The 22,460-nt window shown below is 38.6% G+C and carries 27 protein-coding genes; 21 read left to right on the forward strand and 6 right to left on the reverse strand.

Features of this window, described 5'->3' with window-relative positions:
- Positions 1 to 67: 67 nt before the first annotated feature.
- The 3 genes from MS2017_RS03075 (at position 68) to MS2017_RS03085 (ending at position 3,419) form a co-directional block, all read left to right on the forward strand.
- Positions 68 to 919, forward strand: a complete 852-nt coding sequence (locus MS2017_RS03075; RefSeq protein WP_122951228.1) for a hypothetical protein — start codon at positions 68 to 70, stop codon at positions 917 to 919.
- A gap of 461 nt (positions 920 to 1,380) precedes the next feature.
- Positions 1,381 to 2,124, forward strand: a complete 744-nt coding sequence (locus MS2017_RS03080; RefSeq protein WP_071564759.1) for a hypothetical protein — start codon at positions 1,381 to 1,383, stop codon at positions 2,122 to 2,124.
- A 185-nt stretch (positions 2,125 to 2,309) separates the two neighbouring features.
- Positions 2,310 to 3,419, forward strand: a complete 1,110-nt coding sequence (locus tag MS2017_RS03085) for a JDVT-CTERM domain-containing protein (RefSeq protein ID WP_071564760.1) — start codon at positions 2,310 to 2,312, stop codon at positions 3,417 to 3,419.
- 160 nt (positions 3,420 to 3,579) lie between these two features.
- On the opposite strand, the gene ccmB is transcribed toward MS2017_RS03085, so the two are convergent.
- The gene (ccmB, locus tag MS2017_RS03090; RefSeq protein ID WP_071564761.1) at positions 3,580 to 4,245 is read right to left on the reverse strand and encodes a heme exporter protein CcmB; all 666 of its coding nucleotides are present in this window, start codon (positions 4,243 to 4,245) and stop codon (positions 3,580 to 3,582) included.
- Complete coding sequence (gene ccmA, locus MS2017_RS03095) at positions 4,242 to 4,838, reverse strand: cytochrome c biogenesis heme-transporting ATPase CcmA (protein WP_071564762.1); 597 nt, start codon at positions 4,836 to 4,838, stop codon at positions 4,242 to 4,244. Before ccmA ends, ccmB begins: the two co-directional genes overlap by 4 nt.
- A gap of 15 nt (positions 4,839 to 4,853) precedes the next feature.
- Here ccmA and sppA point away from each other — a divergent pair, with 15 nt between their 5' ends.
- Positions 4,854 to 5,801 (forward strand): signal peptide peptidase SppA, encoded by a 948-nt coding sequence (gene sppA, locus MS2017_RS03100; RefSeq protein WP_071564763.1) that lies wholly within the window; start codon positions 4,854 to 4,856, stop codon positions 5,799 to 5,801.
- Between the two features lie 193 nt (positions 5,802 to 5,994).
- On the opposite strand, the gene MS2017_RS03105 is transcribed toward sppA, so the two are convergent.
- The gene (locus MS2017_RS03105; RefSeq protein ID WP_071564764.1) at positions 5,995 to 6,765 is read right to left on the reverse strand and encodes an outer membrane protein assembly factor BamE domain-containing protein; all 771 of its coding nucleotides are present in this window, start codon (positions 6,763 to 6,765) and stop codon (positions 5,995 to 5,997) included.
- Between the two features lie 48 nt (positions 6,766 to 6,813).
- Between MS2017_RS03105 and fur the strand changes: the two genes are divergently transcribed.
- Complete coding sequence (gene fur / locus MS2017_RS03110) at positions 6,814 to 7,221, forward strand: ferric iron uptake transcriptional regulator (RefSeq protein ID WP_071564765.1); 408 nt, start codon at positions 6,814 to 6,816, stop codon at positions 7,219 to 7,221.
- Between the two features lie 12 nt (positions 7,222 to 7,233).
- A complete protein-coding gene (locus tag MS2017_RS03115) occupies positions 7,234 to 8,025 on the forward strand; it encodes a metal ABC transporter permease (RefSeq protein ID WP_071564766.1) in 792 nt (263 codons plus the stop codon).
- Positions 8,026 to 8,294: 269 nt separating this feature from the next.
- Here the strand turns inward: MS2017_RS03115 and prfA are convergent, their stop codons facing one another.
- On the reverse strand, positions 8,295 to 9,383 hold the full coding sequence (gene prfA / locus MS2017_RS03120; protein WP_071564767.1) for a peptide chain release factor 1: 1,089 nt from the start codon (positions 9,381 to 9,383) through the stop codon (positions 8,295 to 8,297).
- Positions 9,380 to 10,633 (reverse strand): glutamyl-tRNA reductase, encoded by a 1,254-nt coding sequence (gene hemA / locus MS2017_RS03125; protein WP_122951229.1) that lies wholly within the window; start codon positions 10,631 to 10,633, stop codon positions 9,380 to 9,382. Before hemA ends, prfA begins: the two co-directional genes overlap by 4 nt.
- Positions 10,634 to 10,704: 71 nt before the next feature.
- Between hemA and MS2017_RS03130 the strand changes: the two genes are divergently transcribed.
- The 11 genes from MS2017_RS03130 to MS2017_RS03180 are packed head-to-tail and all read left to right on the forward strand — an operon-like array spanning position 10,705 to position 18,615.
- Positions 10,705 to 11,217, forward strand: coding sequence for a lipoprotein insertase outer membrane protein LolB (locus MS2017_RS03130; protein ID WP_122951230.1), 513 nt, complete (start codon positions 10,705 to 10,707; stop codon positions 11,215 to 11,217).
- Between the two features lie 7 nt (positions 11,218 to 11,224).
- Positions 11,225 to 12,256: a Holliday junction branch migration DNA helicase RuvB gene (gene ruvB / locus MS2017_RS03135; RefSeq protein WP_122951231.1), complete on the forward strand. Its 1,032-nt coding sequence runs from the start codon at positions 11,225 to 11,227 to the stop codon at positions 12,254 to 12,256.
- A gap of 37 nt (positions 12,257 to 12,293) precedes the next feature.
- Positions 12,294 to 12,941 carry a protein TolQ gene (gene tolQ, locus MS2017_RS03140; protein ID WP_071564771.1) on the forward strand — a complete coding sequence of 216 codons (648 nt, stop codon included), beginning with the start codon at positions 12,294 to 12,296 and terminating at the stop codon, positions 12,939 to 12,941.
- Positions 12,938 to 13,360, forward strand: a complete 423-nt coding sequence (locus MS2017_RS03145; RefSeq protein WP_122951232.1) for a biopolymer transporter ExbD — start codon at positions 12,938 to 12,940, stop codon at positions 13,358 to 13,360. The genes tolQ and MS2017_RS03145 overlap by 4 nt, the downstream gene beginning before the upstream one ends.
- Positions 13,357 to 14,319 (forward strand): cell envelope integrity protein TolA, encoded by a 963-nt coding sequence (tolA, locus tag MS2017_RS03150; RefSeq protein ID WP_071564773.1) that lies wholly within the window; start codon positions 13,357 to 13,359, stop codon positions 14,317 to 14,319. Before MS2017_RS03145 ends, tolA begins: the two co-directional genes overlap by 4 nt.
- The gene (locus MS2017_RS03155; RefSeq protein WP_071564774.1) at positions 14,319 to 14,690 is read left to right on the forward strand and encodes an antitoxin Xre/MbcA/ParS toxin-binding domain-containing protein; all 372 of its coding nucleotides are present in this window, start codon (positions 14,319 to 14,321) and stop codon (positions 14,688 to 14,690) included. Before tolA ends, MS2017_RS03155 begins: the two co-directional genes overlap by 1 nt.
- Positions 14,690 to 15,397: a septum site-determining protein MinC gene (gene minC / locus MS2017_RS03160; protein WP_122951233.1), complete on the forward strand. Its 708-nt coding sequence runs from the start codon at positions 14,690 to 14,692 to the stop codon at positions 15,395 to 15,397. Before MS2017_RS03155 ends, minC begins: the two co-directional genes overlap by 1 nt.
- 1 nt (position 15,398) lies before the next feature.
- Entirely contained in the window at positions 15,399 to 17,435 is a 2,037-nt protein-coding gene (glyS, locus tag MS2017_RS03165; RefSeq protein WP_122951234.1) for a glycine--tRNA ligase subunit beta, read from the forward strand.
- Positions 17,435 to 17,872 (forward strand): D-aminoacyl-tRNA deacylase, encoded by a 438-nt coding sequence (gene dtd / locus MS2017_RS03170; RefSeq protein WP_122951235.1) that lies wholly within the window; start codon positions 17,435 to 17,437, stop codon positions 17,870 to 17,872. The genes glyS and dtd overlap by 1 nt, the downstream gene beginning before the upstream one ends.
- The gene (locus tag MS2017_RS03175; RefSeq protein WP_122951236.1) at positions 17,866 to 18,276 is read left to right on the forward strand and encodes a PGPGW domain-containing protein; all 411 of its coding nucleotides are present in this window, start codon (positions 17,866 to 17,868) and stop codon (positions 18,274 to 18,276) included. Before dtd ends, MS2017_RS03175 begins: the two co-directional genes overlap by 7 nt.
- A gap of 9 nt (positions 18,277 to 18,285) precedes the next feature.
- On the forward strand, positions 18,286 to 18,615 hold the full coding sequence (locus MS2017_RS03180; protein ID WP_122951237.1) for an arsenate reductase: 330 nt from the start codon (positions 18,286 to 18,288) through the stop codon (positions 18,613 to 18,615).
- Here the strand turns inward: MS2017_RS03180 and trxA are convergent.
- Positions 18,612 to 18,980 (reverse strand): thioredoxin, encoded by a 369-nt coding sequence (gene trxA, locus MS2017_RS03185; RefSeq protein WP_122952212.1) that lies wholly within the window; start codon positions 18,978 to 18,980, stop codon positions 18,612 to 18,614. The two genes, MS2017_RS03180 and trxA, sit on opposite strands and share 4 nt — an antisense overlap.
- Before the next feature lie 69 nt (positions 18,981 to 19,049).
- Between trxA and ruvC the strand changes: the two genes are divergently transcribed.
- From ruvC to MS2017_RS03205, 4 genes are all read left to right on the forward strand, one after another.
- Complete coding sequence (gene ruvC, locus MS2017_RS03190; RefSeq protein ID WP_122951238.1) at positions 19,050 to 19,520, forward strand: crossover junction endodeoxyribonuclease RuvC; 471 nt, start codon at positions 19,050 to 19,052, stop codon at positions 19,518 to 19,520.
- A 171-nt stretch (positions 19,521 to 19,691) separates the two neighbouring features.
- Entirely contained in the window at positions 19,692 to 20,003 is a 312-nt protein-coding gene (locus MS2017_RS03195) for a hypothetical protein (protein WP_164707590.1), read from the forward strand.
- An 83-nt stretch (positions 20,004 to 20,086) separates the two neighbouring features.
- A complete protein-coding gene (locus tag MS2017_RS03200) occupies positions 20,087 to 21,304 on the forward strand; it encodes a TolC family protein (RefSeq protein ID WP_122951240.1) in 1,218 nt (405 codons plus the stop codon).
- Between the two features lie 2 nt (positions 21,305 to 21,306).
- Complete coding sequence (locus MS2017_RS03205) at positions 21,307 to 22,452, forward strand: efflux RND transporter periplasmic adaptor subunit (protein ID WP_241156952.1); 1,146 nt, start codon at positions 21,307 to 21,309, stop codon at positions 22,450 to 22,452.
- Positions 22,453 to 22,460 lie beyond the last annotated feature (8 nt).

Consider the following 22,460-nt stretch of genomic DNA (forward strand, 5'->3'; position numbering starts at 1 on the left):
TCATATTTATGCAAAGGTCTCTATTTAATAGAAATTAAATTATTATAGTTTTTAACTGGAGAAAACAATGAAAATAATAGAATTAAGTATTTTGAGTTTTCTGTTTTTTAGTTTAAATGTAGTGAATGCGACCGAATGCTTGAAAAGTGACGGAAGTATTGTTCCAAATTCTTCACTCAAAAGTAAAAACTCATGTACCTGTGCAACTGGATATGCAGGGAATATTACCCAAAATCCAGCGGGTGGTTTTTCAGGTGTGTGCAGCCTTAGTAGAAGTCCCTCAAGAGTATCGTCAGCTTTATGGGTTATTTCTATCGCCACAATATCACTTAGTATTGGCTCTGCTTCACTCGTGGCTGGTGGCTTTGTTTATTATAAATGTTGTAGAGCAACTACTGGTATTGAGACAGATCTAGGTTCAGATCTAGGTTCAGATTTAGGTTCAGATTCAGGTTATTCCATTGGCATTGAGATGGATGAGATGCACTTTTATTTCAACCCGATGAATCAGGTTAATCCATATATGGTCCAAGATGCCCAACTGTTGGAACAACCTATGGATGAGATCTCAATTAACAGTGCATCTTCAGATGGCTCTATAGAATTTTACAGCGCATTTTCGTCATTATCCGATACACCCCCAATGGAATCAAGTTTTAATGTAGGCGTAAATTTAGATAATTTCAGTATGAGCAATCGAGTGCAAGATATGATAGAAAATATTGAAGAGACCGAGTTAAATGAAGTGAGTGGAGAGTTACAAACAACAGAATATTTTGGAGATCAGGCAATTGCCGATCCCAGTGTTGCCACTCAAGCAAATACTATAATTGATGAACCTGAATACCAAGACATATATAAGCTGAGTGGAGCACAAAAAAGCTCAAGTGGTTCGGATGGTTTTAAAGATTGCAAGTAGTCTCTTGTGTTACCAATACTTAGAATGAGACCTTTGCACCAATATGGATGATTAGCAAAATTCAATTTTTGTCCAATTGGTAATTTTATTAAATCTTGTCCTAGCAGGGTTAAAGCTAGGTTTAAAAAATTACCAAGTGGGTGAAAAGCGGATTCCTGATGATTATTTATATTTATGCAAAGGTTTCAGAATAAGAATAAAGCCCAGATTATTTGGTTTATTTTTGTAAATGGCTTTAGATAGCGAGAAGTATTTAGTGGGGTAATTTAGTGAACAATAGACCCAAAAAATATTTAGAGTTTTTACACAGAGGATCGCTAAAGACTATTTTTTTTTGAATAAAAGTGTTGTATTGATGAATTGAATTCGCCTATTTTTTTTAAACGGCAATGTTGTACTTATGGGTTGAATGCTCCAATTTAGTAGAGGTTAAATTATTTAATTATTAATTGAGGAAAATTATGAAAATAAGAAAGTTAAGTGTTTTGAGTTTGCTACTTTTTAGTAGTTTAAATGTACTAAGTGCGACCACTGAATGCAAAAAGGAAGATGGAACCTTTATTCCAAATTCCCTCCTTAAAAGCGAAACATTATGCGTATGTGTAACTGGGTATAAGATGGATATTGTTCCCAACTCGTCTGGTGGGTTTTCAGGGGCATGCACCCTTATCAATAGCTCTACAGGTGCATCGTCAAACTCATGGGTTATTCCTGCTGCAGCAATCGCATTGGCGCTTGGTACCTCAGTCGCTGCTGGTCGCTATATTTATAAATGTTGTCAATCTACTAATGTAACGGATGTAGATGCAAATGCTACCCCTATGTCTGAAATGGAAGACCAAGGTATGACATCGGGGGACTATGTGCTTTCAACAGATTTTGAGGAGCTTCCAATTGGCTTTATTCAGCCAGATGAAAGATCCTTATCCGAAGATGAATATGGAGATTCCGCAGAACTTGGCTTTAACGACCAAATAAAAAATGTGGCAGGCAATCTTGAAGAATTTAAGTCAAATGAAGCGAGTGGCGGAGTGGAACCAGACTATTTTACAATGACTGATCCCAACCAGGTAGATTACCTAACCATGCGGAAGCAGGGGCAGGAGCATGATTACGAAAACTGGAAACCAGACGAATCAGGAGAATTAGACGAAAATGGCTTAAAACGCTCAGAAGAGTCGGACACCCCAGAAGATTGTAAGTAATATCCATAATGCCATTTTCAAAAATAAACCAAACAATCTGGTGCCCCAAGTATTGGCACGATTTTATTTATTTTATTTTGGAAAATGGCATAACACGCTTTTAAAAAATTAATTTTAATTTTTTATCTACTGATTGTTTAAATTTATAGTAGAATCAACGGCTTTTAACTACAATAGGAAATACTATGAAAATATTAAACTCATTTGTCGTTACACTTTCTTTACTTTTCTCAGTTCAAGCTTTGGCAAGTCTTAATCCCAACCCCGACCCTAGGGTCTTTTATGTCGCAAGTGATAGTAGTAATAATTTGAATAGAATGGATCTTAGTTTTGCTAAGAATATTAGTGTTGGCACAGTAACAATAGTGGACTTTGATGGTATTCTCATTGGATATTGTCAGAGTGAATCTACTGTTACAACTCAAGACCCCAATACGCACGAATGGAAAAAGTCTATTGTTAAGGGTGTAACCCCTAAGGATGCTACCGATCCAGATACTTGTTTGACAAATTCAAGCAAGGGTGGATTGTCTCTTGTAGGGCAAGCGGTAGAGATAACTGTAGGTAGAAGAGGTGAGTTCCCCGAACTTAGTGGCGAGTACATACTTTGTGTTGATGGTGATTGTCGCAAAAAAAACCAATTACCCGTAGGAAAAGATAAAAAAATCACCAGCAAACTAGGCACCAGACTATTATTCGGCGCCATGGGCAAAGATTCTGTATACCTAACCCTTGATCAAATGAAGCAATATATCGCAAACAATGCATTGCCCGATAAGTCCAAAGATACAGTGATCACTGGTGATATTTATGACTATGTTGTCAAAGACTTAAACGCCACTGTCAAAGATTCAAGTGCCACTGCCAAAGACTTGAACACCACTGGTGATTCTGCTGAAGTGATTATTGAACTCGTTACTGCAATCTCTAAAGATGCAGAGTTGCGTAAATATTCATTAGTCCATGGCTGGTCTAGTTTTGTCGTTGACGATAACAATGCCATCCAATCTAAAATTAGCGAAACTTGCACTGATGACAACTGGGAAACTGGATTAATCGCTGGTGCAACCTGCCTTAAATTAACCGTTAAAGACGGTGGCGAAAACGACACTGATGGTGAACAAGTTGATGTTACTGGCGATGTTAACGGTATTATTAAAAACACCATTTCCCCCAGTGGCGGCGGTTGTGTTTATAACCCCAACGCACCCGCTAGATTTGATATAGGCTTTATCTTATTGATGATATTAAGCGCTTATTATCTTATTAGAAGAAAACGCCGTCTTATCAATTAAGTTCTTAACCAATAAACAAAAAAAAGGGTCGCTATTTTAGCGGCTCTTTTTTTGTTTGGATGGAATGGACGCTAGATTGTTTATTCATAAGCGTAGTAAGGCTTGGCTGTATAAAAGGAATGTGGTTGCCCCATTAGGTAAAGTGGTTTTTAACATGCTCTTATTCTAAACTTATTCTTAAAGACAATGCACTAACAAAGGGTGCAAGCATTAAACTTACGGTTAAAATTGTGGCTAAGAAATACAACTGAGCGTCAATTTCTAACCCTGCCTGTGCTTGAGAAACAGCAGAGGAGGCAAAAATTAGAATAGGGATATAAAGAGGTAATATCAACAACGACAACAACATACCTGAGTTTTTAATACTAACAATTAGCGATGCACCAATTGCACCAATCAGGCTTAAACTCGGCGTGGCAAGTAGCAGGGTCAGCATCAACACCTTGATACTTTCATCATCTAGAAATAAAAACACCCCAAGTAATGGCGACAACAAGATAATTGGCACGCCTGTTAGCAGCCAATGTGCCACAATTTTAGACAAAATCAACAAGGGCAATGAGTGATGAGAGATAAGCATTTGCTCCAAAACGCCATTGTCAAAATCATGATGAAATAACGAATTTAAAGACAGCAAAACAGCCAACATACTTGCCACCCAAATAATGCCTGCAGCGATTTGCGATAGCGTTGATGCCTCTGGACTGATGGCAAGGGGAAATAGCGATATGGAAATGATAAAAAACAGCAAGGGATTGAGTATGCTGGACAGATTGCGAATGGCAGAATGTAAATCACGCATTAGCGTTTGTAAGTAAATGTTCATAATGCTAACACCTTTTGATTTTTTAAAGCAGAATCTTGGTGGGTGGTAAATAAGCACGCCCCCCCTTGTTTGCAATGTTGCTCAATGTGCTGTTCAACCATTTTTACCCCTTGTGGATCAAGGGCAGTAAAAGGTTCATCCAATAGCCAAATTTTTGCTTTAGAAAGTATCAAACTTGCCAAAGCCACACGGCGTTTTTGCCCTGCTGAGAGTTTGGCACAATATTCGTTTTCATAACCTTCTAATCCCACCTGTTTGAGTGCATCAAGTAACAATGGCTGTCCAACCGATTGGTTAAGTGCCGTTAAAAATTTAAGGTTTTCAAGACAAGTAAGCTCAACACTTAAAGCAGATAAATGCCCCAAATAAAAAATTTCCGCCTGATAGCCTTCTGATTTAACCGCATCATTGTCCAAGAAAATCGTGCCTTGCTCTTGCACACTAAGCCCAGCAAGAATCTTCAAAAGCGAAGTTTTACCACTACCATTAGTGCCAGTAATGCGTAAAATACCCCCCAAGTCCACCGTAAAAGAAAGTTGGCTAAATAACAGGTTGTAGCCTTTTTGACAACTAAGATTATTTATTTTTAACATAACTGAGAATTATATATGAAACGCACCTCCGATGAACAACTAGCTGATATCGCCCAAGAATTTGTCCGCCAAAATAGATCTAAACGCCGTTGGCGCATTGCTTTTAGTTTGTTATTTATTGGTTATTTTTCCTCCATTTTTTATATGGGCATCAATGACAGTGGCGCATTAGAAGGGATGCTTAAAAAAGAAACACCTTTTGTTGCCGAAGTGGTACTAAGTGGCGTAATCCAAAGCTCAGGCGACATTGATGCGAACGAGGTTATTGAATTATTAGGCAGTGCTTTTGAATCAAAAAATGCCAAAGCCGTTATTTTAAGAATTAATTCCCCCGGCGGCTCACCCGTGCAATCCAGTAGAATTTACAAAGCCATCGTGCGTTTTAAAAAGAAATTTAATAAAAAAATCTATGTTGTTGTTGAAGACATTTGCGCCTCAGGTTGTTATTACATCGCCTCCGCTGCTGATGAAATATATGCTGACGAATCTTCAATTGTGGGCAGTATCGGCGTGGTTATGTCTGGTTTTGGTGCCGTTGATGCCATTGAGAAATTAGGCATCCAAAGAAGACTTTATACCGCAGGAAAATACAAAGGTTTACTTGACCCCTTCTCCCCAGAAAATGAAAAAACGATAGCACACATCCAAAACAACATCCTAAACAAATCACATCAAAATTTTATTAACGCCGTCAAAGCCGGTAGAGGCAATAAACTTTCAAAACACAAAGATTTGTTTACAGGACTAATTTGGCTTGGAGAAGACGCCAAAAAATTGGGTCTAATAGACGGCATCGCAGACGCCAATCATATTGCCAAAAATATTGTCGGCGTCAATTCAAGAGTTTTATTTGAAACAAAAAAAACCTTATTAGAGCAACTAACCGAAGCCAGTGCTAAAGGCATTGCACTGGTTGTTAATGAACAATTAACCAGTCAGCATTTTACGGGCTCCTTACAGTGATACCATTTTTAAAAAAATAAACCAAACAACCTGAAAACCTTTACATAAATATGAGTGATTAGAAACATTCAATATCTTGGCAAGAATTAAGGCTGAATTTACTCTTCTAGAGGGCTACCAGATATTACTGGAAAGATTGCCAAGTGGGTTTTGCTGATGGCTTATCTTTATGTAAAAGCCTTGCTATAAAGCGTTACCAGATCTGGCGTATAAATTGGTACCAAAGTTGATACCAAGGTTTGTTGTCTTCTTGAATTTGCTTTTCTTTTAATGCTTTTTCTTGAGCAAGTGCAATATTTTGGGCGATTTTGGCTTGGGTTGTTTTTAGTGCTTCTTCTTGCGCAAGACGATCGGCTTCTATTTGAGCCATTTTGATTTTTTCGGCTTTTTCTTTGGCAAGTTTTATGGCTGCCACTCTGGCTTTTTCCTCTTCTGCTTGTGCTTTTTCTTGAGCCAGTTTTATTGCTAATGCTTCGGCTTTTTCTGCTTCTATTTTTTCTTGTGCGATGCGTTTGGCTGCTATTTTGGCAATTCTGGCTTGTTCTTTAGCGAGTGCTATGGTTGCCTTTTCATCGTTTATGCGGTTGCTTTCTGCGACCTTTTCTATAAAAGTTAATGCGGGTAGGGAGCCAATGCCGTTGGTATCGATGTTGGTTAATTTTTCTTGTGCAAATGTTAGGATTAAGCGGTAATTAATAATTTTTCCTGAACCAAGGCTAGAATAGTTAATGTAATCCCATTGATTTTTGTGAAAGGGGTCGATAACGCTTGGATGGCCGATAATATCTTGCACTTGGTGCTTTGACATACCTGTTTTTAATCGATTAACATCGAAGCGGTTTAAGACCGAACCTTGGTGAATATCAGCCCTGTAGGGCGTTGGTAATAGGTTGGAAACATAGGTTGGAAATGTGCAAGCATTGATAAACAAAGATAAAAATGCGATTAAGAGTAATTTATTCATTTATTGGTTAAAATAGTTAAGATAATTGAATAACTCATTTTACCCACAATGGACGCGCAAGATTTAAAAAGTGCAGGACTTAAAGTTACCTTACCAAGACTTAAAATTTTAGAAATTTTAGAAACCAGTGAGAATCATCACATGAGCGCTGAGGATATTTACCGTGCGTTGATTATGCAAAATGCAGAAGTGGGGGTGGCAACTATTTATCGTGTTTTGACACAGTTTGAAGAGTCGGGTATGGTGAATAAACTCAACTTTGACAATGGTCAAAGTGTTTTTGAATTGTCCAATGTAGAGCATCACGACCATTTGGTGTGTGTGAAATGTGGCAAAATTGATGAGTTTTCGGACGAGGTTATTGAGCAACATCAGCATGATGTGGCAAAAAAATATGGCTATCAACTCACTGACCACTGCCTCTATTTATACGGTCTTTGTCAAGACTGCCAGTGATAGGATAAATTAGTGGAGGATTTTATTCTTAGAGCAATTTTAGCGGCCATTGGCATTTCAATTATTGCAGGCTCTCTCGGCTGTTTTGTTATTTGGAAGCGTATGAGTTATTTTTCAGAATCTATTTCACACTCTGCTTTATTGGGGGTGTCTTTGGGATTGGTAAGTGGCTTAGGTTTGCATTTTGGGCTGATTGTTGTTGGGGTAATATTTGCCATATTGATTGTTGTTTTGCAGCAAAGAAAGTTTTTATCTAACGATGCTATCCTTGGTATTTTTTCACATATTTCCTTGTCACTTGGTGTGGTAATTTTGGCATTGGTAGGCAGTGCAAATACCGATTATTTTGCATTGTTATTTGGTGATATTTTGTCTATTACAAATCAAGATATTGCTTGGATTTATGCCGTTCTTGTGTTGGTGGGTACGCTGCTTATTGTCTTTTGGCAACGGTTATTGTTGCTAACCTTAAATGAAGATTTAGGTGTGGCAAGTGGACTTAATAAATTAAGGTATCAATTGTTGTTTATGTTGATGATTGCACTTACGGTGTCGGTGTCGGTGCAAATTGTCGGGGTGTTGCTTATTACCTCGTTACTCATTATTCCGCCAGCAATTGCCAGGGTTTTCTCTCGTAGTCCAGTGCAAATGGTCTTGTTTTCTATGATTACTTCCGTTGTTGCTGTGGCGATTGGGTTGAGTGGTTCAATGCATTATGACATTGCAACAGGGCCGACGATTGTCATTGCACTGGGTGCTTTGTTTATTGCTTCGCAGTTGTTTCCAAGCAAGCGATTAACTTAAAGAGACCCTTGCATAAATATAAATAACCATCAAGAATCCACTCTTCACCCACTTAGTAATTTTTTAAACCCAGCCTTAGCCCTGCTAGGACAAGGTTTAATAAAATTACTAAGTGGGCAAAAATTGAATTTTGCTAATCATCCATATTTATACAAAGGTCTCTTAAAGAGACTCCAGTAAATATTAGTCCTACCAGGATAAGTTTTATAAAAAATTACAATGGAATAAAATTTGTCTTTTGTTTAACACCTATATTTAATGCAGGGGACTTATAAAGCGTCATTTAGTTCACTGAGTTGATTGGTTTGTTGCTCAACAATTAACGGCTCAATGATGGACTCTAAATCGCCTTCCATAATCTCAGCAAGTTTGTATAGTGTTAAATTAATGCGGTGGTCGGTAATGCGACCTTGTGGGTAATTATAGGTGCGAATGCGTTGTGATCGGTCACCGCTGCCGACCAGTTCTTTGCGTGTTGAGGCTTGTTCTTTTTGTTGTCGTTGTTGTTGTGCATCTAAGATTCGTGAGGCCAATACGGACATTGCTTGCGCTTTGTTTTTATGTTGTGAGCGACCGTCTTGGCATTCAACCACAGTACCTGTTGGGAGGTGGGTAACACGCACGGCAGAATCGGTTTTGTTAACATGCTGACCGCCTGCGCCACTGGCACGAAAAGTGTCAACACGCACATCGCTCATATTAATGTCAACTTCTTCGATATTTTTAACTTCTGGCATAATGGCTACAGTGCAAGCGGAAGTGTGGACACGGCCTTGTGATTCGGTTTCTGGTACACGCTGGACACGGTGTGCGCCTGATTCAAATTTGAGTTTTGAATAAACATCTGTGCCACTAATGCGTGCGATGATTTCTTTAAAGCCACCGTGTTCGCCAGCGTTGGAACTCATGATTTCTATTTGCCATTTTTGTTTTTCAACATAACGAGTATACATTTTAAACAAATCACCTGAGAAGATAGATGCCTCATCGCCACCTGTACCAGCACGGACTTCAATAATAATGTTGCGTGCGTCATTTGGGTCTTTTGGCAGTAGTGATTTTTTTAGTTCTAAATCAAGTTGTTCCAAAGTTTCCTTGCCTTCGGCAATTTCTTCTTTTGCCATGGCGCGTATGTCGTCGTCATCTTCAAGTAGCATTGCTTTGGCGGCTTCAATATCTGCTTGTGTGCTTAAATATTGTTCAAATTGTTCGTTAATGGGGGTTAGTTGTGCGTGCTCAATGGACAATTCACGAAATTTGTTTTGATTGGCGCAGACTTCGGGGTCACTCAGCATTACCCCTATTTCTTCAAGGCGCATAGAAAGTTGTTCAAGTTTGGCATTAATAGAAGCATTCATAATTTTTTATTTTTAGGTATACAGCCTTGGCATTGGCTCAGTTGCTGTGCATCTGTTTGTTTGATGTTATTAAATGGCGCGTGTAGTAACTTATTGGTGAGTTGGTCAGCCAATTGTTGAATAACGGTTGCCGCATCGTTACCTTTTTTAAGCTGTTTGAGTGCCGACTCAACAGCCACGCCTTTCATTTTATAGGCATTTTCACGATAAGTTTGAATCACTTGCTCATTGGGCAGTTTTTTCAACCAATCTTTAAATTTTTTGTTTTGAATGACGACAATTTCTTCAGCCAATGCTTTTTCCTTTTGCCTGTTGTTAAGGTTGTTGTCTATCACTTGTTGCAAGTCGTCAATGGTGTATAAAAATACATCGTCAAGTTGTGCAACTTCTGGCTCAATGTCTCTGGGAATAGCAATATCGAGCATAAATATTGGCTTGTGTTTGCGCAGTTTGAGTGCGCTTTCAATCAATCCTTTGCCGATGATTGGCACACTTGCAGCGGTGGAGGAGATAATAATATCAGCCTCGTGTATAACGGATGAAAACTGCTTTAGGCTGATGGATTTTGCTTGATATAAATTGGCAATTTTTTTGGCATTCTCAATGGTGCGATTAGCGACAATCATTTTTTTAACGCTTTTTTGATTCAAATGCTGGGCGCATAACTCAATCATCTCGCCTGCACCAATGAGCATTACCGTTTGTTCGGACAAATCGGCAAAAATTTTCTCACTGAGTTTGACCGCACAATAAGCCACCGATACGGCTGATGAGCCTATTTCTGTATCGGTTCTTACTTTTTTGGCCGTTGAAAAAGCATGTTGAAAAAGTTTTTCTAATAATTTATTCAGCGTACCCACCTCTTTAGCAGCGTGATAAGCATCTTTAAGTTGCCCTAGAATTTGCGGCTCACCTAATACCAAAGAGTCCAATCCTGTTGCCACATAACAAATATGTTGTAGCGCATCATCTTCTTCAAAATAAACCAAATAAGGGTTGATTTCTACTCTATCGATATTATGGACATTGGCAAGATAATTACTCAATGTTTTTTTGCCATTGTCACTGTCAATAATGGCATAAATTTCAGAACGATTACAGGTAGAGAGGATGGCACATGCTTCAATGCCTTTCACCTTGTTAAGTTGTGTTAATGCAGCGGGCAATCCATTGGGCGCAAATGCAACTTTTTCACGCACAGAAACGGGCGCAAGTTGATGATTAACACTTAAAATTGCAATGCACGACATTTGAAATGAGTAAAAAAATTAAACACCTGATTATACCCTAAGGGACTTGTTTGCCATTACAATACACCGCTATGAAAATATCCGCATTATTATTGCTCGTCTCGTTTTTATCAGGGTGTTTGCTGACGCCAACACAACCCGAGCAAGTTGTTTATTCAAGCAGTATACCAAATGCATGGACAATAATAGGGCGTATTAGTGTTACCAATAAGAGGGGAAGCGAAGCAGCAAATTTTAAACTTAATCACCAAAATGGCTACAACCAACTAACTTTAACAGGTGCGTTTGGATTTGGGCAAACAACAGTAAAACAAACTGCACAAGGCTTGTTGGTTGATGGTGAGCCTACTTATCAAACTTTGGAAGAGTGGATGGTGCTTGAATTGGGCTGGTATTTTCCAATAAGTGCCTTGGCAAATATCGTTTTTAAGTATGACGATAACACAATAGAAGGCTGGCACATTAGCACAAAAAAACATCGGATATTGAATGGCATTGGCTATCCAAAAATTATTCGTTTAAGCCATTCAAATAAACACCTGAAAATCAAACTTCTGCTACAAGAAGTTAATCGGTTAAAATGAGACCATTATGATAGAAGAAGATTCCTTAGTCAGCGGACAAATCCAAGAAAACGAAGAAGTTGTCATGACTTCAGTGCGCCCTGAGTTATTGTCTGAATATATTGGGCAACGCGATGTCAAATCTCAAATGGCGTTATTTATTGAAGCGGCTAAGAAGCGGGGCGATGCATTGGATCATTGTTTGATTTATGGGCCACCCGGTTTGGGGAAAACGACATTGGCGAATGTGATTTCTAATCAAATGGGCGCAGGGTTGAAACAGAGTTCTGGCCCTGTATTAGAGCGCTCAGGGGATTTAGCGGCGATGTTGACCAAACTTGAGCCTTACGATGTGTTGTTTATTGATGAGATTCATCGTTTAAACCCTGTGGTGGAAGAGATTTTGTATCCTGCTTTGGAAGATTTTAAGTTGGATATTATGGTGGGAGAAGGTGTGGCAGCACATTCAGTGCAATTAGATTTGCCTCCATTTACTATGATTGGTGCGACTACGAGAGCGGGTATGCTGACTTCGCCACTGCGGGATAGATTCGGCATTGTGCAACGATTGCAGTTTTATGAAGTGCGGGATTTGCAGACGATTGTTAAGCGTTCTGCTGGTATTTTGGGTATTGAAATAGAAGATAAGGGTGCGTTGGAAATTGCCAAACGCTCTCGTGGCACGCCTAGAATTGCCAATCGCTTGTTGCGTCGAGTGCGTGATTTTGCAGATGTTAAGACCGATGGGTTTGTCCATCAACAGATTGCACGACAAGCATTGAGTGAGTTAAAAGTAGATGAATTAGGTTTGGAGCAATTAGACCGAGAATATTTGTCAATGATTACACAGAAATTTGGTGGTGGACCAGTAGGATTGGACACATTGTCAACGGCAATTGGAGAGGAACGAGGCACTTTAGAGGATATGGTGGAGCCGTATTTGATTCAGCAGGGTTTTATTATGCGTACGCCACGGGGGCGAAGTGCAACCCATTTAGCGTATGCACATTTGGGTTTGAAGAGTCCTGATTCAGTGGTAGATTTGTTTAATGGACAGTGAGTAGAAGGTAAAATAATCATTTTTTGGAGAAAGATAAATGGACGATAGTATTAGTATTTTGAGTTTAATCATTGAGGCTGACTTAGTGGTGCAGTCGGTAATGGGAGTTTTGGCAGTCATGAGTATTTATTCTTGGACGATTATTTTGTCGAAAAAGAAAATTTTAATAGACACTAAGGACGATATTAAAAAATTTCTTAAGCATTTTTCAACCAACAAAACCCCAGATGAATTAAAGTCTCAATTGCCATATTCAGGTGCAATGGTAGGTATTTTTACCGCAGGCTATGGCGAATTTACCCGTTCAACCACAAGCAAAAATCAAGCAAATTCCGAGCGTGCTTATCGTCTAATGAACACCACAGCAAATGATGAAATTGATCGTCTGGATAGCGGATTAAGCGTGTTAGCAATGATTGCTTCTTCTAGTCCTTATATTGGTTTATTCGGTACCGTGTGGGGCATTATGCATTCTTTTATTGGTTTGGCATCGGTTAAGCAGGCGAGTATTGCCGTGGTTGCACCGGGTATTGCCGAAGCGTTAATTGCTACTGCTTTTGGCTTATTTGCTGCTATTCCAGCGACTATTGCTTACAATCGTCTTATTTCTCAAGTCGGGGAAATTGACAATCAATACAGTGCTTTTATTGAAAAAATGTTTGTTGTATTCCAAAGACAAAAATGATTACTTTGCCTAAACGCAGCCGTGCCAATGTTGATGCCAATATCAATATCGTGCCGTATATTGATGTGATGTTGGTGCTGTTGGTGATTTTTATGATGACCACGCCAATTATTGAGCAGGGGATTGAGGTTGATTTGGCTTTGATGGACGATGTTGATGTGTTGGAGTTAACCCATATTGCACCAGTGATTATTTCCATGGATAAACATGGGGTATTGTATATTGGGGCATCAAAAATTCCTGCCACTCCAGAGCAGGTTGTTGCAGAAATTAAGGTGGAGATGGAATTAAATTCGAACTTAAAATTAAAGGTTTTAATTAGACCCGATAAGGGTGTTAAACTTGAGAAGTATGTTGAGTTGTTGAAATTTATTCAAAAAAATACGGATATTGAAAGCGTGGGAATGATTGGCAGATGAATTTATATTGGTTAAAAAACAAGGCACCCAAAATAGCCAAAGCACATCCTGTTGCTTTTGGCTTTTCAGTGGCTATTCATTTATTATTGTTGATTGCTTTATTTTGGGAGCAGGCATCGCCAGAAAAAAAGCCAATAAAAAAAATCAATACCGTTACAATACCCGTTCAGATTAAAAAACAGCAGGCACCAGCGCAAGCACCACAAGAACAAGAGCAAGAACGAAGTGCAGTACCGAGTGTCAGCAACAAAAAGAAAAAAATAGAACTTAAACAATATATTATCTCTCAATCTGCTTTGGACAAAGCAAGAAGAATAAAAACCAAAAAAGTTAAACAAGAAAAAGCACGCATTAAGCGATTAAAAACAGCGGAAAAGCGCATTGAAAAAGAACGCTACAAAGAACAACAACGCTTAAAGAAACTCAAGGCTAAAGTTAAACAAGAGAGAAAAGCCAAAGCCATTGCAGAAGCAAAACGAAAAAAAGCCCAAAAGAAGGCAAAATTAGCCACAAAAAAAGCCAAACTAGAAGAAAAGAGAAGGCAAAAAATTATCAAAAAACGCCTAGCCGAAATCAAAAAGTTTGAATTAGAAAAAAGAAATCGTAACTTGGCTAAAAAAGCACAATTAGCAGAAGACCAAAGAAGACAAAAAGCACGGAGAAGCATCCTAGAAGAACTGAAGGCACAATACATTACTCAAATTGCCGCCAGAGTGAAGGAAAATTGGCGCTATACAGGCGCACAGGACGATTGGGGCTGTTTGGTTTTTCTTTTGCAAGATAAAAACGGCTATGTGAAAAATGTTACTTTGAAATCTTGTAGCGTCAGTAACAAGGGAAGGGAAAAATCTTTTAAGAATGCTATTATACGAGCCGTTGAAAAAGCCTCTCCCTTGCCAGAAGCGCCTGATAAACTGGTATTTGACCGAGAAATAATATTTCACTTTAAGGTAAATTAATGACAGAAGAGCAACAAAACCAACTTACTTTTCGCTTGACCCAAGTGATGGAAGGTTGGAAATTAACAGACCAAGAGCAAATTACTTTATTGGGTTTGTCATTAAAGCCTAGACATTTGTATTTATATCGCAGAGGCGACAAGTCGTTTGATTTTGATGAAGTTTTAATTGAACGAGCCAAGATGGTTTTAGGTATCCACGAAGCTTTGGGTACAACTTATCCGACCAATCGTGAATATGCAGCAATTTGGTTAAAACGAGCAGTGAAGAAATTTAAACACAAAGCACCGCTAGAGTTAATGCTCAGTGGTGACACAGGAATGAAACGAGTGTGGCACTTTTTAGATTGTACACAAGGCTGGAGAGACTAATGGAAAAGACCGATTTAATTGAAGTAAAAATTCAAAACGAAGCGCTTTATACACTTAAAGTATTGGGCAAAGATACCGATGGGTTGTTTGAGGAAATTGCCAATTTAACAGAAAGTGGCAAAGGTAAATTTCAACAAGCGCCCGTTGTTTTAGAGATTGAAAACAAGTATTTTCAAGTCAATGAATTGGCGGTATTGATAGAGATATTGACACAAAATAATATGGTGGCAATCGGCATTCGCTCACCAGTACAAGAATTGATTGATTTTGCTAAGTTTGCAGGTTTGGCGGTGTTTGATAAAGCAGTTATACCATCGAAAGAACCAGAGGAAGCCAAACCCAGCGAGCAGGAAAAACCCACACCCCATAGAGAATATCGTTTACCTAAAATTACGGAAGATGAAGTTGCATCAGCACAACAAGTATTCGCCAAAAACAGTGATTTGGTGTTATTGAGTGCAGTTAAAGCCGATGGAGAAGTTATAGCACACGGCTCTATTTCTGCCTACAAAGTTGTACAAGGTAAGGTATTTGCGGGTATTGATGGTGATGAAAAAGCCACGATTTTTATCAATGAATTTGAAGCGCAGTTGATTTCTATTGCAGGCATTTATAAGCGGTTTGATGTTGTGCCAGCCAAATTACAGTCGCATTCGGTAATGATTGATTTAAAAGATGGAAAATTGAGATTTCAAATAATTAGATAATATGAGCACACAAGATTTTTTATTAGAACTTGGCACCGAAGAATTGCCACCTAAGTTATTAAAACAATTGTCAAACGCACTAAGCGACAATCTAACCAAACAATTGACTGAATTAAATTTGTCTTTTGACAAGGCAGAAACTTTTGCCACCCCAAGGCGTTTAGCAGTTTTGGTGCATAACTTGCAACTTCAACAACATAATCAAACCATTGAGCGCAAGGGTCCAGCAGTAAATGCACCTGAGCAGGCAGTAGCAGGATTTGCAAAATCTTGTGGCGTGAGCAAAGAAGATTTAACGCAAAAAGACCTTAATGGCACGGATTATTATTATTTCACCCAAGAGAAAAAAGGCCTGAAAACACAAGATTTATTAGCAAAAGTGGTAGATACTGCGATTAAAAAAATACCAATTACCCGGGCAATGCGCTGGGGAGATTCAGATTTTACCTTTGTACGCCCTGTGCATTGGCTGCTTATGTTGTTAGAAGGAACGGTAGTAAAGGCAAATATTATGGGGCTTGAAAGTGGTAACAGCACTCGAGGATTACGCTGGACAGGTGAGCAAGAATTTACGATTGACAGCGCCAAAGATTACCAAAAAACTTTAATGGACAAAGCACAAATTGAAGTAGATTTTGATTTGCGCAAGGAAACCATTCGCCAACAAGTCAACCAAGAAGCCAGCAAAAAAGGCGCAACTGCCGTGATTGACGAAGCTTTGTTGGAGGAAGTCTGTGCTTTGGTAGAATACCCTTGTGCATTCTCTGGCGTGTTTGATGAGCGGTTTTTACAAGTGCCAGAAGAGGCGTTAATTTCAGCAATGAAAGCACACCAAAAATATTTTCACATGGTGGATGACAGCGGCAAATTGTTGCCCGCTTTCATCTCGGTAGCCAACATTGAATCGAGTGATTTATCAGTGATTATTGATGGCAATGAGCGTGTTATTCGACCACGATTAACCGATTCAGAATTTTTTTGGGAACAAGACAAATCCATTTCTCTAGCCGCCAGACTTACAAAATTAGACAGTGTTTTGTTCATGAAATCACTCGGCTCAATGGGCGACAAAGCCAAACGCATTGAATCACTTGCCACTTATATTGCCAGCGTCATTGGTGCCAATGAAAAACACAGCGCCCGTGCAGGATTGTTGGCAAAAACTGATTTGGTCACAGAAATGGTGGGCGAATTTGCAGATTTACAAGGCGTGATGGGCGGTTATTATGCTAAAAATGATGGCGAAGATTCGGCAGTAGCAACAGCAATTAGCGAGCATTATCACCCAAGATTTGCAGGTGATGCATTGCCCTCTACAAAAGAGGGGTTAAGTGTGGCAATTGCTGATAAAGTTGATACCATTGTTGGTATTTATGGCATTGGCCACAAACCAACTGGTTCAAAAGACCCGTATGCGTTAAAACGAGCTGGACTAGGTTTGTTGCGGATGATGATTGAATCAGAATCACAGTTAGATTTATTGACATTGGTACATAAGTCGGCTGAATTGTATAAATTTGATGATGTTTTGGCGCGTGAAATTTGTGATTTTATTGCCGAGCGTTTATCCGCTTATTATCAAGAGCAAAATATCGAAAAAAACATCGCTCGAGCAGTATTACATTCCACCGATGATGGTATTACAATACCAAAAAACTATATTGTTTATGATTGGCATTTGCGCATTCAAGCACTCAATGTGTTTATGCAAGATGAAAACGCCCAGTCTTTGGTAGAGGCTAATAAGCGCATTAAAAATATTTTAAAAGATGAAGCGTTGCAAGAAACAGATACAAACTTTTCCACTCAATACGATCAAAATCTTTATGATGCCGTGAAAAGAGTGAACACAAATAGTAATGATTACACAATTATTCTAAAAGAATTTCTACAACTCAAACCCGTGATAGACGATTTTTTTGATAATGTTATGGTTAACGATGAAGACTTAAAAATCAGACACCAAAGGTTGAAGTTAATTAAGGACACAAGGCAAGCGTTCTTGTCGGTTGCCGACATTACTTATTTATCCAAATAATGAAAGCACTCATTCAACGCGTTAGTAGTGCTAAAGTTGAGGTGGATGGCAGTATAACAGGGGCAATCAAACAAGGTATTTTAGTTTTTATCGGCATTGAAAAAACAGACGAAAAGCCGCAAATTGATAAAATGATTAAAAAACTATTGGCTTACCGAGTGTTTTACGACGATGATGGCAAAATGAATTTATCGGTCGCTGATATTAACGGCGGGGTGCTTGTGGTTTCTCAATTCACTTTGGCAGCTGATACCAAATCAGGCACCCGTGCTGGTTTTTCTACGGCGAAACCGCCCGCACCAGCAGCAATTTTATATGATTATTTTTTGAGTCAAATTAAGCAAGTTCACACACCGATTGCCAGCGGTATTTTTGGTGCTGATATGCAAGTGTCGCTGACCAACGATGGTCCAGTTACTTTTTTATTAGAATGTTAGATTTTATTAACAGTTTGCTTGTTGAGTACGAGGAATGGTTAATAATAGTTGGCGTTATTTCAGCGGTTGTTTTTGTTGTTAGTCTTGTGGCAATGCCATTTTTACTCAGTAAAATTCCTGTGGATTATTTTGTGCAAAACAAGCAGTGCAAGGTTGAGACTAAAGGGATTGGTGGCTTGCTGATTGTTGTTATCAAAACAAGCGTTGGTTTGGTGTTATTGCTGGCTGGTATTATTATGTTGGTAACTCCCGGTCAGGGTATTATTTCTATTTTATTGGGTTTGTTTTTATTGGAATTCCCAGGCAAGCGCAAGTTGGAGCTCAAATTTATTAACCATGAGCCAACTTTTAAAACCCTTAACTGGTTGCGTTCCAAGGTTAATCACCCTCCATTTAAACGATAAAGGATTTTTATGATAAAAATGTATGGCATTAAAAACTGCGACACCATTAAAAAAGCGCAAAAATTTCTAACCACACAAGGCGTTGATTTTGAATTTATTGATTTTCGTCAAGACCCAATTAACGAACAAACTTTACAAAGCTTTATTGATGCTGTTGGTTGGGAAAAAGTCATTAATAAACGCTCAACGACTTATCGCAATCTGAGTGATGAGGAAAAACAAAACATCACTTTAGCCCTGACATTAAAAAACCCAACACTGATTAAACGCCCTGTTTTAGTAACAGAAAGTGGCGTTAGTGTTGGGTTTGATAAAGAAACTTATCAAAAGTTAGGCTAGCCGTCTTTTTGATTCTTAGCAATTTCTTCACGCACTTTGTCCATATCCAATTCTTGTGCTTTTTTAATAACCGCCTCTAAGTCAGCACCTGACAATGCGCCAGGTTGAGAAAAAATAGCAATTTGTTCTCTAAAAATCATCAAAGTTGGAATGGAGCGAATTTGAAATTGTGCACCTAATTCTTGCTCGTCTTCAGTGTTAATTTTTGCAAAAACTACATTGCTAATTTTCTCAGAAACCGCATCATAAGTGGGTGCAAACTGCTTACAAGGGCCACACCACGGTGCCCAAAAATCCAAAACAACAATGTCATTTTTTTGAATTGTGTCGTCAAAATTGCTTTTATTAAGTTCTAATACTGCCATAAATTCTCTCTGTTTAAATAAAATGATATTATAGTCGTTACAAATCTTTTCGACTGATAAAATCATTTTATGAAAATTTTAGGTATTGATCCCGGTTCACGCATCACAGGTTTTGGTTTAATCGAAGCAGAAAAACTCAAACTCACTTATCTTGCTAGTGGCTGCATTCGCACCAAGGGCGAATTAACAGAGCGAATCACCACTATTTTTCAAGGCATTAGTCAAATTGTCGAACAACATCAGCCCGATGTTGTGGTGATTGAACGCGCATTTATGCGACCCGACCGCCCCAATCCAGATGCTGCCATCAAGTTAGGACACGCACGAGGTGCCATTATTTCAGCAGTTGGGTCTCGTGGTATTCTGATGGCGGAATATAGCCCCAATCAAATTAAAAAAACAGTGGTAGGCAAAGGGCACGCCGCTAAAGACCAAGTGGGTTATATGGTATGCGAATCTTTAAAACTCAGCAAAGCACCACAAGAAGATGCTGCAGATGCACTGGCGGGGGCTATTTGCCATGCTTATCATTGTCTTTAATTGCACTAAAAATTGTTCAAATTTTAAAAACAACCTAATGTCAGAGCCCTTTGTTGGAAGATGAATAAAATGCAATCAGAATTGTCATTAATGCTTGGGCAATTATAGGCGCTATTTTTTTTGACAAAAACTGAAATCTATTTGCATCGTGTTTATGATATAATTTCCATTATGAAAAAAATATATTCATTAATCCTTATCTTCTCACTCATTATTGGCAGTTTGTCTTCGGTGGTACACGCACACGAAAGTAATCTTGCTGATGGAGTTGATATACAAACGATTAATGTTGTAGATGATAACCTTCAAGCAGATACCAGCAGTGCTGAATGCCATCAATGTTTGCATGCACATTTGAGTGTTGCACTTAAAAAACAATCTACTTTTGGTTTATACACAATTTCAAGCAAGAACATTGTGTTTTCTCGTGTAATTTACTTTTCACAAATAAACCCCCCACCTTCCCACCCTCCTAGGGTTTAATTTCTAACGCAATATTTTGCGTCTTAATAATTAGGTGTATTTTTACGCCTTGTGTTTTATTTATTAGAAATTAAGGGAAAATTATGGAATATATAAAAATATTACCTAGATTGGTAATTGGCCTAATATTATTTAAGCCAGTTCATGCACAAGAAAATCTTTCGTCATTATCTGGCTTCATTCAAAGTATTTGGCAATTCAGCCCAATGCTTCAAGAGGCAGATGCAAGAGTAAAGGCCGCTAAAGCGCAACAAACAGCATCTTCAAAACGGCTTTACAATCCTGAATTTGGACTTAGTATTGACGACAAAGAAGGTGCGCCAGTGAGTAAAATTATCAGTATTAGCCAAAGTATTGATTGGAGCGGAAAAGCATCTGCTGCCACTAAAGTGGCTGATTTTGATTTGCAGGCTTTGATTGCAAAATATGAGCAAGTGCAATATGACTTGGCTACAAATGCCTTGTCGAATCTAGTTAACTACCAATTGGCAAATGAAAATTTAATCTTGTCAAATCGTCGAGTTGAATTAATGCGGCGTTTTTCTATATTTGCCAATAATGCTTTTAAAGCTGGAGATTTTGATCAAAGTGGTTATAACTTAGCGCATTTAGCCTATTCACAAGCATTGATTCAAAGTGCCGATGCACAAGTCGCACTGGTGCAAAGTAAGCAAATACTTGAAATGTCTATAGGGTTTCCTATGGCTGATTTGCCTGCATTGCCCAAAGTCTTACCAGATATTAAACATCAAAATATTCAAAATTTAGTCGAAAAACTGCCAAAAATTCGTCTTTTGGAAAGTCAATTAATGTCTGCAAAAGCAGAAATTTCATACGCTGTATTGAAAAAAACTACCGACCCAACAATCAATCTGACTGCTGGAAAAAATGAGGGTGATAATACCGTCGGGTTGTCTTTGTCTATTCCTTTTAATATTTTTAATGATTATAGTGCCAATGTTGATGTGGTCAAATATCAGGCTATTGCCAAGGAAAAAGTATTAAAAGATGCTTATTATTCAGCACAAGTAAGATTAAAGAGCCGTCAAAAAATCTATCAAATATTGCGTAACGCTTGGCAAACTTGGCACCAAGAGGGTGAGAATACTTTGCTTAATCAAGTTAATACTTTGGAAAATAAATTCAAAATTGGTGATATCAATACGACCGATTACTTGGTGCAAATTGAGCAAATACTGAACAGTGAAATTGCCACTAAAGATTTACATGCTAAGGCTTGGAGGGCTTGGTTTGATTGGCTTAGCGCTTCAGGAAAAATTAAACAATGGTTAGGAGAATAAAAATGAGAACAATATTATTAACATGGGTGCTGTCTATTTTGATGCCAATTTCAATTTTTGCACAAACACAAGTGCATCAAGACGAAGAAGAAAAACAGGAAGAAATGCAAAAAGAGTCTACACATGAAGAAGGCTCTGTGGATATTTCTATTGAATCAATGAAAGTCGCAGGCATTGTAGTCAAGCCGTTAGCGTTGCAAAATCTTAAGAACGAGTTAAGTGTGCCTGCTGAGGTGAAACTTAATGCTTATTTGAGTAGCAAAGTAGCGTCTAGAATTAGTGCCCAGGTAGTGTCTCGAGAGGCCAAGTTAGGGGATTTTGTAAAACAAGGTCAGGCACTGGTAACACTTTCTAGTGTGGCAATGGCGCAAGCAGTAGGGGAATTTTTATTGGCAAGTGAAGAGTGGCATCGAGTGCAAAAATTGGGGGAATCTACAGTTTCTTCGAAGCGCTATAATCAAGCAAGAATTGCCTATATCAGTGTGCGTGGAAAAATAATGGCGTATGGTATGAATGATTTACAAATTGAGGCGTTAAAGAACAGTAAAACCCCCAAAATACTGGATAGATTTCGACTGTTGGCACCTAAAAAAGGTGTGATTGTCAGTGATGATTTTATTGAAGGCGAACTGATTGAACCGGGGCAAGTTTTGTTTGATATTGTCAACGAAAGCGTTCTTTGGATTGAGGCGCAACTTTCACCAAAACAAGCGCTCTTGGTTGAAGTTGGTGCAAATGTTCGTATTTACGCATCAGATGATGGTTATTTGCAGGGAAAAGTGGTGCAAAAACATCATTTATTAGACGAAAAAACCAGAACTATTGGTGTTCGTATTCAAGTGAGCAATGAACAGGATAAGTTGCACCCCGGTATGTATGTTGATGTGCGCATTCAGACGCAACAAGGTAAACAATATTTGGCTCTGCCAACAGAATCGCTTTTGCGTAGTGCAGATGGTGATTGGGTGGTGTTTGTTGAACAGGATGAGGTTGGAGAATTTAAACCTATTGAAGTTGAGGTGGTAAAAACCATCAATGACCATACCGTTATTAAAGGCTTAAAAATAGGGGCACGCGTAGTGGTAAAGGGCGCATTTTTTGTGCAATCTGAGTTGGCAAAATCAGGGTTTTCAGTTCATAATCATTAAAGGTAAAA

Source organism: Bathymodiolus thermophilus thioautotrophic gill symbiont, from assembly GCF_003711265.1.
Taxonomy (GTDB): domain Bacteria; phylum Pseudomonadota; class Gammaproteobacteria; order PS1; family Pseudothioglobaceae; genus Thiodubiliella.

Excerpts from the sequence above, each read along its gene's own strand:
- MS2017_RS03130 (WP_122951230.1), top strand. The coding sequence starts at position 10,705 with ATGAAAATATCCGCATTATTATTGCTCGTCTCGTTTTTATCAGGGTGT.
- prfA (WP_071564767.1), bottom strand. The coding sequence starts at position 9,383 with ATGAATGCTTCTATTAATGCCAAACTTGAACAACTTTCTATGCGCCTT.
- tolA (WP_071564773.1), top strand. The coding sequence starts at position 13,357 with ATGAATTTATATTGGTTAAAAAACAAGGCACCCAAAATAGCCAAAGCA.
- MS2017_RS03105 (WP_071564764.1), bottom strand. The coding sequence starts at position 6,765 with ATGAATAAATTACTCTTAATCGCATTTTTATCTTTGTTTATCAATGCT.
- MS2017_RS03075 (WP_122951228.1), top strand. The coding sequence starts at position 68 with ATGAAAATAATAGAATTAAGTATTTTGAGTTTTCTGTTTTTTAGTTTA.
- tolQ (WP_071564771.1), top strand. The coding sequence starts at position 12,294 with ATGGACGATAGTATTAGTATTTTGAGTTTAATCATTGAGGCTGACTTA.
- MS2017_RS03180 (WP_122951237.1), top strand. The coding sequence starts at position 18,286 with ATGATAAAAATGTATGGCATTAAAAACTGCGACACCATTAAAAAAGCG.
- ruvC (WP_122951238.1), top strand. The coding sequence starts at position 19,050 with ATGAAAATTTTAGGTATTGATCCCGGTTCACGCATCACAGGTTTTGGT.
- MS2017_RS03085 (WP_071564760.1), top strand. The coding sequence starts at position 2,310 with ATGAAAATATTAAACTCATTTGTCGTTACACTTTCTTTACTTTTCTCA.
- MS2017_RS03195 (WP_164707590.1), top strand. The coding sequence starts at position 19,692 with ATGAAAAAAATATATTCATTAATCCTTATCTTCTCACTCATTATTGGC.
- dtd (WP_122951235.1), top strand. The coding sequence starts at position 17,435 with ATGAAAGCACTCATTCAACGCGTTAGTAGTGCTAAAGTTGAGGTGGAT.
- sppA (WP_071564763.1), top strand. The coding sequence starts at position 4,854 with ATGAAACGCACCTCCGATGAACAACTAGCTGATATCGCCCAAGAATTT.
- MS2017_RS03080 (WP_071564759.1), top strand. The coding sequence starts at position 1,381 with ATGAAAATAAGAAAGTTAAGTGTTTTGAGTTTGCTACTTTTTAGTAGT.
- trxA (WP_122952212.1), bottom strand. The coding sequence starts at position 18,980 with ATGGCAGTATTAGAACTTAATAAAAGCAATTTTGACGACACAATTCAA.
- MS2017_RS03155 (WP_071564774.1), top strand. The coding sequence starts at position 14,319 with ATGACAGAAGAGCAACAAAACCAACTTACTTTTCGCTTGACCCAAGTG.
- hemA (WP_122951229.1), bottom strand. The coding sequence starts at position 10,633 with ATGTCGTGCATTGCAATTTTAAGTGTTAATCATCAACTTGCGCCCGTT.
- MS2017_RS03205 (WP_241156952.1), top strand. The coding sequence starts at position 21,307 with ATGAGAACAATATTATTAACATGGGTGCTGTCTATTTTGATGCCAATT.
- ccmB (WP_071564761.1), bottom strand. The coding sequence starts at position 4,245 with ATGAACATTTACTTACAAACGCTAATGCGTGATTTACATTCTGCCATT.
- minC (WP_122951233.1), top strand. The coding sequence starts at position 14,690 with ATGGAAAAGACCGATTTAATTGAAGTAAAAATTCAAAACGAAGCGCTT.
- ruvB (WP_122951231.1), top strand. The coding sequence starts at position 11,225 with ATGATAGAAGAAGATTCCTTAGTCAGCGGACAAATCCAAGAAAACGAA.
- glyS (WP_122951234.1), top strand. The coding sequence starts at position 15,399 with ATGAGCACACAAGATTTTTTATTAGAACTTGGCACCGAAGAATTGCCA.
- MS2017_RS03200 (WP_122951240.1), top strand. The coding sequence starts at position 20,087 with ATGGAATATATAAAAATATTACCTAGATTGGTAATTGGCCTAATATTA.
- ccmA (WP_071564762.1), bottom strand. The coding sequence starts at position 4,838 with ATGTTAAAAATAAATAATCTTAGTTGTCAAAAAGGCTACAACCTGTTA.
- MS2017_RS03145 (WP_122951232.1), top strand. The coding sequence starts at position 12,938 with ATGATTACTTTGCCTAAACGCAGCCGTGCCAATGTTGATGCCAATATC.
- MS2017_RS03175 (WP_122951236.1), top strand. The coding sequence starts at position 17,866 with ATGTTAGATTTTATTAACAGTTTGCTTGTTGAGTACGAGGAATGGTTA.
- fur (WP_071564765.1), top strand. The coding sequence starts at position 6,814 with ATGGACGCGCAAGATTTAAAAAGTGCAGGACTTAAAGTTACCTTACCA.